General features: G+C 72.2%; 5 protein-coding genes. 4 read left to right on the top strand and 1 reads right to left on the bottom strand.

Annotated elements, in window-relative coordinates; genetic code table 11:
- Positions 1–20 precede the first annotated feature (20 nt).
- Positions 21–2,987, top strand: a complete 2,967-nt coding sequence (locus FNH04_RS37035; protein WP_322724934.1) for a helix-turn-helix transcriptional regulator — start codon at positions 21–23, stop codon at positions 2,985–2,987.
- Here FNH04_RS37035 and FNH04_RS37030 read toward each other — a convergent pair.
- On the bottom strand, positions 2,965–3,747 hold the full coding sequence (locus FNH04_RS37030) for a hypothetical protein (RefSeq protein WP_152790223.1): 783 nt from the start codon (positions 3,745–3,747) through the stop codon (positions 2,965–2,967). The two genes, FNH04_RS37035 and FNH04_RS37030, sit on opposite strands and share 23 nt — an antisense overlap.
- Positions 3,748–4,096: 349 nt before the next feature.
- Here FNH04_RS37030 and FNH04_RS37025 point away from each other — a divergent pair, with 349 nt between their 5' ends.
- The 3 genes from FNH04_RS37025 to FNH04_RS37015 all read left to right on the top strand — a co-directional run bounded on the left by FNH04_RS37025 (position 4,097) and on the right by FNH04_RS37015 (position 7,574).
- On the top strand, positions 4,097–4,867 hold the full coding sequence (locus tag FNH04_RS37025) for an SDR family oxidoreductase (RefSeq protein WP_152790222.1): 771 nt from the start codon (positions 4,097–4,099) through the stop codon (positions 4,865–4,867).
- Positions 4,868–5,315: 448 nt separating this feature from the next.
- Positions 5,316–5,852 carry a helix-turn-helix domain-containing protein gene (locus FNH04_RS37020; RefSeq protein ID WP_152790221.1) on the top strand — a complete coding sequence of 179 codons (537 nt, stop codon included), beginning with the start codon at positions 5,316–5,318 and terminating at the stop codon, positions 5,850–5,852.
- Between the two features lie 396 nt (positions 5,853–6,248).
- On the top strand, positions 6,249–7,574 hold the full coding sequence (locus FNH04_RS37015) for a helix-turn-helix domain-containing protein (RefSeq protein ID WP_194236935.1): 1,326 nt from the start codon (positions 6,249–6,251) through the stop codon (positions 7,572–7,574).
- Positions 7,575–7,663 lie beyond the last annotated feature (89 nt).

The raw sequence follows: 7,663 nt of genomic DNA, 5'->3' as shown, positions 1-7,663 counted from the left end.
GCGCGGGCGCGGTCCACGGAGTGCGCTGGGTCGGGAGATCGGCTGAGATCGCGGTGCTGGACGAGGTCCTCGACGGCGCCCGGCGTGCCGCGGCGGCCCCTGGAGAGCCCGGGACGGGGACGCCGGTGGTCGTCGACATCACCGGCGAGGCGGGTATCGGCAAGAGCCGGCTGCTGGCCGAAGCCTGCGCACGGGCCCGGCGGCAGGGCATGACGGTGCTGCGGGGACGGGCCACGGAGTACGAGCGGCATCTGCCGTTCCAGATGTTCACCGACGCCCTGGCCGATCTGCCGCCCCGCGCGTGGGAGGGGTTCCCGGACGCCGGCACCGTGGCCCCGCTGCTCCGCGGGGGAGCCGCGGCGGACCGTTTCGTCCTGCATCGCGCGACCGTGGCCCTGCTGCGCCATCTGGGCTCCGCCGGGGGCCTGCTGGTCGCCCTGGACGACATCCACTGGGCCGACCATTCGTCGATGGAGCTGCTGGACCATCTCGTACGGCATCCCGCGCACCCCTCCGTCGTGGTGTTCGGGACGCGTCGCGAACGTCAGTCACCGTCGTCCCTGACGGCCACGCTGGCCCGTGGAGGCGACACGGGCGCGGTGCTCGGGATGCCCGTGGGCCCGCTGGACGAGCGTGCCTGTGTCGAGGAGATCACCCCTGATCTGCCGCGGGGCGAGGCGGAGGCGCTGTACACGGCCAGTGGGGGCAATCCGCTGTACTTCCTGACCCTGCTGCAGGCTCACCGTGCCGGGGCCCCGGTCGCCGGTCCCCTGTCGCGAGGTGTCGGCGCGCTGCTGCTCGACGAACTGGTGCCGCTCTCCCCGGGGCAGCGCACCCTGGTCGAGGCGGTCGCGGCGCTGGGCGACCACGCGACTCCCGCGATGCTCGCCTGCGCCACGGGCCGCACCGCGGTCGACGTCACCGCGGACCTGGAGGTCCTGACGAGCCGTGATCTGCTGCGGACGGCCGCGCTCGGGCGGCTCGCGCTGCGGCATCCGGTGTTCCGGGCCGTCGTCCACGAGGACACGCCTCCCTGGCGGCGCGTCGAGTTCCACGCGCGGGCGGCGGCGGAGCTGGCGCGCAGGGGTGCGCCCGCCGCCGAACAGGCCCACCATGTCGAGCGGTCCATGACCGGCTGGGACCCCGCGGCCGTCGAGGTGCTGATCGAGGCCGCCGCACAGGCCGCGGCGGTGGCTCCGGCGAGTTGCGCCCACTGGCTGGCCGTGGTCCTCCGGCACCTCCCTCACACCCGCGAACACGAGGCCCGCCGATGTGAGCTGACGTTGTTACGGGCGCGGGCGCTGGGGGCGTGCGGCGGGCTGCGGGAGAGCCGGGAACTGCTGCAGGACGTCATCGCCACCGCTCACCCCTCGTCGCGCCTGGGTTCCGGCGCGGGTGCCGGCAGCGGTGTGCGGGTCTCGGCCGTCGTACTGTGCGCGCTGATGGAGCGTCATCTGGGGCGGTCCCAGGAGGCACTCGCCTTGCTGCGGCGCGAGTTGGGGCGTGGCCCGGAGCCGGCCGACGCACTGCTGCTCGGTATGGAGCTGGGGTCCGCGGCGCCGCACGCGGCCGACTCGTCGTACGCGGAGGTCCGCGGTGAGGTCAAGGACGCCCTCGCCACGGCCCGCTCGCTGGGTGACGAGGTCAGGGAAGCCGGTGTGCTCGCGGTCTGTGCGCTCGGGGAGGCCTATGAGGGGGCCATGGCCGCGGCGAGCGGATTCGCGCGCCAGGCGGCCGCCCTCGTGGACGCCCTGCCCGACGAGAACCTCACCGAACTGTGCGAGCCGCTGGCCAGGCTCGGCTGGGCCGAGGCGTTCCTGGAGGAGTACGGCGAGGCGGAGCGCCACACCGACCGGGGCCTCGCCGTCGCACGGCGCAGCGGCCAGGTCTATCTGGTGCCGCACCTGCTGCTGTGCAAGTCCCATGTCAGGGTCCAGACCTGCCGGTTTCCCTCCGCCCTCGAACTCGCCGAGGAGGCCGAGGACATCGCCCGGGGCATCGGCAGCGACCAGCTCCTGTCGTTCGTCCTGGCCGGCAAGGCGGCGGCGCTGGTCCCCCTGTGCGCACCGGGGGACCCACGGCCCCTGGCCGTCGCCGAGGAGGCGGTGGCCGCGGCCGGTACCCGGGTCAACTGGTGGGCGTCGACGGCCTGGGTCATGCTCGGCTACGCCGCGCTCGTCGCCGGTGACCCCGTACGCGCCAGGGAAGCGGTCCTGCGGGCGGGCGGCCCCGATCTGGTGCGGCTCCAGCCCTCCCTGCGCCCCCTGTACATGGAGATCCTGGTCACCGCCGCGCTGGCCACCGGTGATCCGGATGCCGCGCGTCACTGGGCCGAGCGCGCCCACAAGGAGGCGCAGCAGCTGGGGCTGGCGAGCCAGCGGTCCTCCGCGCTGCGCAGCTCCGCCCATCTGCCGCTCCAGCGGGGCGACACCGCCGCGGCCGCGGACCTGTTCGCCCGGGCCGCCGAGGAGAGCGCCCGGTCCGGCGCCGACTTCTGGGAGGCGCAGTCGCTGCTGCTCGAAGCCTCTGTGCGGACGACGACGGGTGGGGAGGAGCGTGGCCGGGCCGCCTGGCTCAGGGGCAGGGACCTGGCCGCCGCGGGTGGCTCTGGCCTGCTGCTGGGGCTGGCCGACGCGATCCGCCCCGCGGCGCCGCCCGCGGACACCGGTTCACCGTCACGTCGTACGGCCGCCGGGCCCGCCGACGCCCTGGCGACGCTCACCGCGCGGGAGCGGGAGATAGCCGAGCTGGTGGCGCTGGGGCTCACCAGCCGTGCGATCGCCGACCGGCTGGTGCTCAGCCATCGCACGGTGGAGACCCATGTCTCCCGCGCCCTCCGCAAGACCGGGGTCCCCTCCCGCGCGGCCCTGGCGTCACTGGTGGTACGCAGCGCCGGACGCCGTGCCGCCGGCCGCGGCCTCACGGACTCCGGCTTCACGGAACCCGGCTTCACGGACCCCGGCTTCACGGGCTCGGATCGGGCATGAGGTCCTCCAGGTCGAGACTGGGAGCGATGTCGGTCGGGAGGGCTCCCGGAACGGGTGTCACGTTCGGATCGGCGGTGGGCTCGCCCTCCGGGCTGCACACGCGCGGGGCCTTCGGCGGCGACAGCTCGTAGTCGGCGACCCGTTTCGTCCTGAAATCGACTTCCTCCGTGTCCCCGTAGACCGATCCGGTCACTCCGATCTCCTTGGGCAGCTCCTTGTCCTTCAGCCTCTTGCCGATCGTGATGGTGACGAGGGCGCCCACACAGGGGCTCCGGTCCTCCGCGTAGAGGCCGGGAGGGAGGGCGACGGCCTTGTCGGTGGCGGCGTCCACGCGGAGTTCCCTGCGCTTGACCGGCGTGATGGAGAAGTAGTAGTCGGGCGCCCTGCCGTCGGAGAGGGTGGGGCCCGACTTGTCGGGGGCCACTCCGTAGACGAGTTTCCAGAACTCGACCTGGATCGTCAGCTTCTCGCACAGCGGGCCGTTGTAGCCGGGGATGCTCGTGATGTCCACGCCGTCCCCTGTTATGTAGTTGTCCTTCGGGGTGTCCGTCATGCGCTTCACCCACTCCGCCTTTTCGGCTGTGCTCCAGTCCTCGTTGGGGTGGCAGCCGTCGGGTCCCGTGGGGTACGGGGGAGTGGGAGAGGGCGCCGCCGTGGTCTCCGGGCTGGTCGGTGAGGCGGTCGGCGTACCGCTCGCCTCGCTCGCCGACGCGCTGTCCTCGCCACTCGAACATCCGGATGTCAGCAGGACGCCCCCCATCAGTGCGGCGCCGAGACAGGAAGCGAGAGGACGCGAACGCCTCCGGCGGGTCGGACCGGTTCTTTCCTTGCCTTCCATCGCCATGCACCAGTGGTAGCGGCGCCCCTACTCAGCGCACATCTGTGGAACTACGTAACTCATGTACTTAGACCGTGTCCTACGTGGCGAGGCGGACGAGTCGGAGACAACGCCGGAGGAGGCGCACTCGCCGACTTCCTCATGCGGCAGTACGCGGTGTCGGCGCCCGGCGAACCTCACAAAGTAACCAGCCCGTCCTTGTCGCCCACTTCGGCGACATGCCGTAATCGGCAGTGCCGGGCGCCGAGACCCCCGAGAGGAACGGCAAGCTATGAGCACTGAGCGGACGACCCCGCTGGCTGGCAGGACCGCGATCGTGACCGGAGGGTCACGTGGCATCGGCCGAGCGATCGTGCGGCGGCTGGCCACCGACGGCGCGGCGGTGGTGTTCAGCTACGGCAGCGACGACACCGCAGCGAGGGAAACGGTCGCCGAGGTCACCGCCGCGGGCGGCGTGGTGTGGGCAGAACGTGCCGAGCTGACCGACCTGAACCAGATCGAGCAGCTGTTCCTGGCCGCGGACAAGCATTTCGGCTCGCGGCTGGACATCCTGGTCAACAACGCCGGAACTTTCGTACGCACACCGATCGGCTCAACCACCGAGGCGGACTTCGACCGGCAGATGGCCGTCAACGCCAGGGCGCCGTTCTTCGCCATCCAGCACGCCGCCGACCGGCTGGCGGACGGCGGGCGGATCGTCAACCTGTCGACGGTCACCACCAGATGGCCGCGGTTGCAGGAAGCCGTGTACGCCGCGAGCAAGGCCGCGCTCGAACAGTTCACCTGGATCGCCACCCGGGAGCTGGGCGGGCGCGGAATCACCGTCAACGTGGTGTCCCCCGGCCCGACGGACAGCGGCGAGAACGGGATGCTGCGGAGCGCCACCACTGACGAGATACGCGCGGAAGTCGCCAAGCAGACACCGCTGGGCGCCCTGGGCAGGACGACCGACATCGCGAACACGGTGGCGTTCCTGGTCGGCCCGGACGGCGGATGGATAACGGGTCAGAACATCCGAGTCGACGGCGGGCTCGTCTGGTGACCGTTCCCGAAGACTGAGCGGGAGTGAGTCCTGTCGCCAGGACCGTGCTCAGCCGCGTGCCCCGAACGGTGCCGGGCACGCGAAGGTCGTCGAACGTGTTCGTCCTGGGCTACATGCCCACCGACGCCCGACACGGCCACGACGGTGAAGTCGCAGGACCGTAGAGAACTCGTAGGGCCGTAGAGAACCCTTTGCGGACCGGAACGCGGAACGGCGGTCCGTCCTCTCCCCCGAGTAAGGACGGGCCGCCGTCACCATCAACACTCAGGCACGGTGAAGACGCTGTTCAACACCTGTCAGTCCGCTGTGGCACGGAGGTGACCATTCCGCCACGGTGTCCCCACCCCGCTACCGAGTGCGCATCCCTCCCCGGGGCCCACTGACGGGAACCGCTCCGCCCTGTGGCATCGTCACTCGCTCAGACCCCGTGACGTCGAGGAGGCGACCGATGGGTGCCTGGCAGCCGCTGCCCGACGAACTTCCGTCAGAGGCGAAGCACTTCGTGGAGCAGCTGCGGCTCCTCAAGGACCGCACCGGCCTCAGCCTCGTCGCGCTCGGCGCGCGGACCGCGTACAGCAAGTCCTCGTGGCAGCGCTACCTCAACGGGAACCAGCCCCCGCCCCGCCAGGCGGTCGTCGCCCTGTGCCGGGTCGCCGGCGAGGACGCCGAACGCTTCGCGATCCGCTGGGAGCGGGCGGTACGGGTCTGGCCGCGCCCCGCACCGACGGCCGCACCCGACGCGACGGCCGCATCCGGCACGACAGCCGTCTCCGACGGGGCCGTACGCGAGTACGGCGCACTCGTATCCGAGGCGGTTCCCGCGCACTCGGGGGATCAATACGAGGACGACCCCACCCTCCCGTGGTGGGACACCCCGGAGGACCAGCCGCGGCCCCGGCAGCCCGGCCGCCTCGCCCTCTACGCGGCCCTCGCCGTCCTCGTTCTCCTCGCCACCGTGCTGATAGGGGCCGTCACCTCCGCCTGACGGTTCCCTCGTTCGCGTGAGGGGGCCCTGTCGGTGGCGCCCCGGAGCGATGTTCCCCAGGTGCTGGTGATTCCCCTGATCCCCGGGAGGCGGGACGGGATGGCGATGGGACACTGGACCGCAGACCAGGGGGTGTGCAACGGTGCATGCCCCCGGCCCGAATGCTCCTGCGCGCCCCCACTCAGGGAACTGAGATCCTGACCGGGCGCATCCCCATGGGTAGTCCGGAACGAGGCGGAACGAGCCGTAACGAGACGTCGATACCGCTTCGGAACGGTCTCGGAACGGTCGCGAACGCCGTCCTGGTTCGGACTCCCGGACCCGGCAAGGGCAGCATGCGCGGGAGAAGCAGTACGGGGAAAGTTCAGGCACGTTCGGGGGGGAAGAGGTGGAGCAATGCCTCGTTGGAGGGAATTGCCCGATGAACTCGATCCGCAGGTCAGGGAGTTCGCCGGCCAGCTGCGGCAGCTCGTCGACCGCAGCGGACTGAGCATCGCCGCGGTGGCCGACCGCACGGGATACAGCAAGACGTCCTGGGACCGCTATCTGAACGGCCGGCTTCTCGCGCCCAAGGGCGCGATCGTCGCGCTGGCCGAGGTGACGGGGACGAACCCGGTGCACCTGACCACGCTGTGGGAGCTGGCCGAGCGGGCCTGGAGCCGCTCGGAGATGCGCCATGACATGACGATGGAGGCCATACGCATCTCCCAGGCGCGCGCCGCGCTCGGGGATCTCGCGGCGACTCCGCCGCCCGCCAAGGGCAAGAGCGGCGGAACGAGCCGCAGCGCGACCGCGACGCCGGGTGTGGCAGGCCCGGCGGGTGTGGCGCCCACGGTTCCGCCCGCGATTCCGCAGCAGGGGGCGGCGCCCGGCGAGGAGCGGAGGCCGTACGGCGGGGCCTCGACGGCGTACGACGGGCGGAACGTCCCCGCGCGGGGCGGAGTTGCCGCAGACGCCGGTGAGGCCGGAACAGGGGCAGGGGCAGGGGCCGGGGATGCCCGTCGCGGCAGTTGGGGCGTCATGGCCTCGCCGTCGGACCCGTCCGGACCGTCCCGCGCCGGTGGTGGGCCCGCAGTGCCCGGCCCGCACGGCTCCTCGGGAGCTCAGGGCGCTCCGGGCGCTTACGGTGCTCCCGGTCCCGGTGGTGGGCCTGGTGCGTACGGTCCGGCAGGAACCCCCCAGGACGCCCGGCCGGGCGTGAGCGGTCCGTCCGGCGGCGGGGCGGGGAAGCGGCGGCTGACCATGTTGCTCGCCGGTGTCGTCGGCGCGGGCGTCGTGGCCGCGGCGGCCCTCTTCTTCCTCACCGGAGGCGATGACGAGAAGACGGCGGACGACAAGCCGTCCGCGCCCGCGACCTCCACCGGTACCAGCCCCGACCTTCCGCCCGGCGTCAAGTGCAGTGGTGACAGCTGCACGGGCAAGGACGCGGAGACCATGGGGTGCAGCGGGGAGCTCGTGAAGACCACCGACAGCGTCACCGTGGGCACGACCCAGGTCGAGGTCCGCTACAGCAAGACCTGCAAGGCCGCCTGGGCTCGTATCACCGCCGCCACTCAGGGTGACGAGGCCCAGGTGACCGTCGGCAAGACCAAGCAGACCTCCGTCATCGACACCGCCGGGGACACCACCGCGTACACCCCCATGGTGGCCGTGAAGGACGCGGGCGACGCGACGGCGTGCGTGACGCTGGCGGTGGGGCAGAAGGGCTGCACGACGCAGTAGGGCCGACTGGCCGGCACGACGCAGTGGGGACGACTGGCCGGGAGGGTGCACGCCGGCGGAAGGCGCTGGAGGGGCGCACGGGGTGCGGG

The sequence above is a fragment of the Streptomyces phyllanthi genome (genome assembly GCF_009377205.1).
Classification (GTDB): Bacteria; Actinomycetota; Actinomycetes; order Streptomycetales; family Streptomycetaceae; genus Streptomyces; species Streptomyces phyllanthi.
This window is presented reverse-complemented; position numbering and strand designations above follow the sequence as displayed.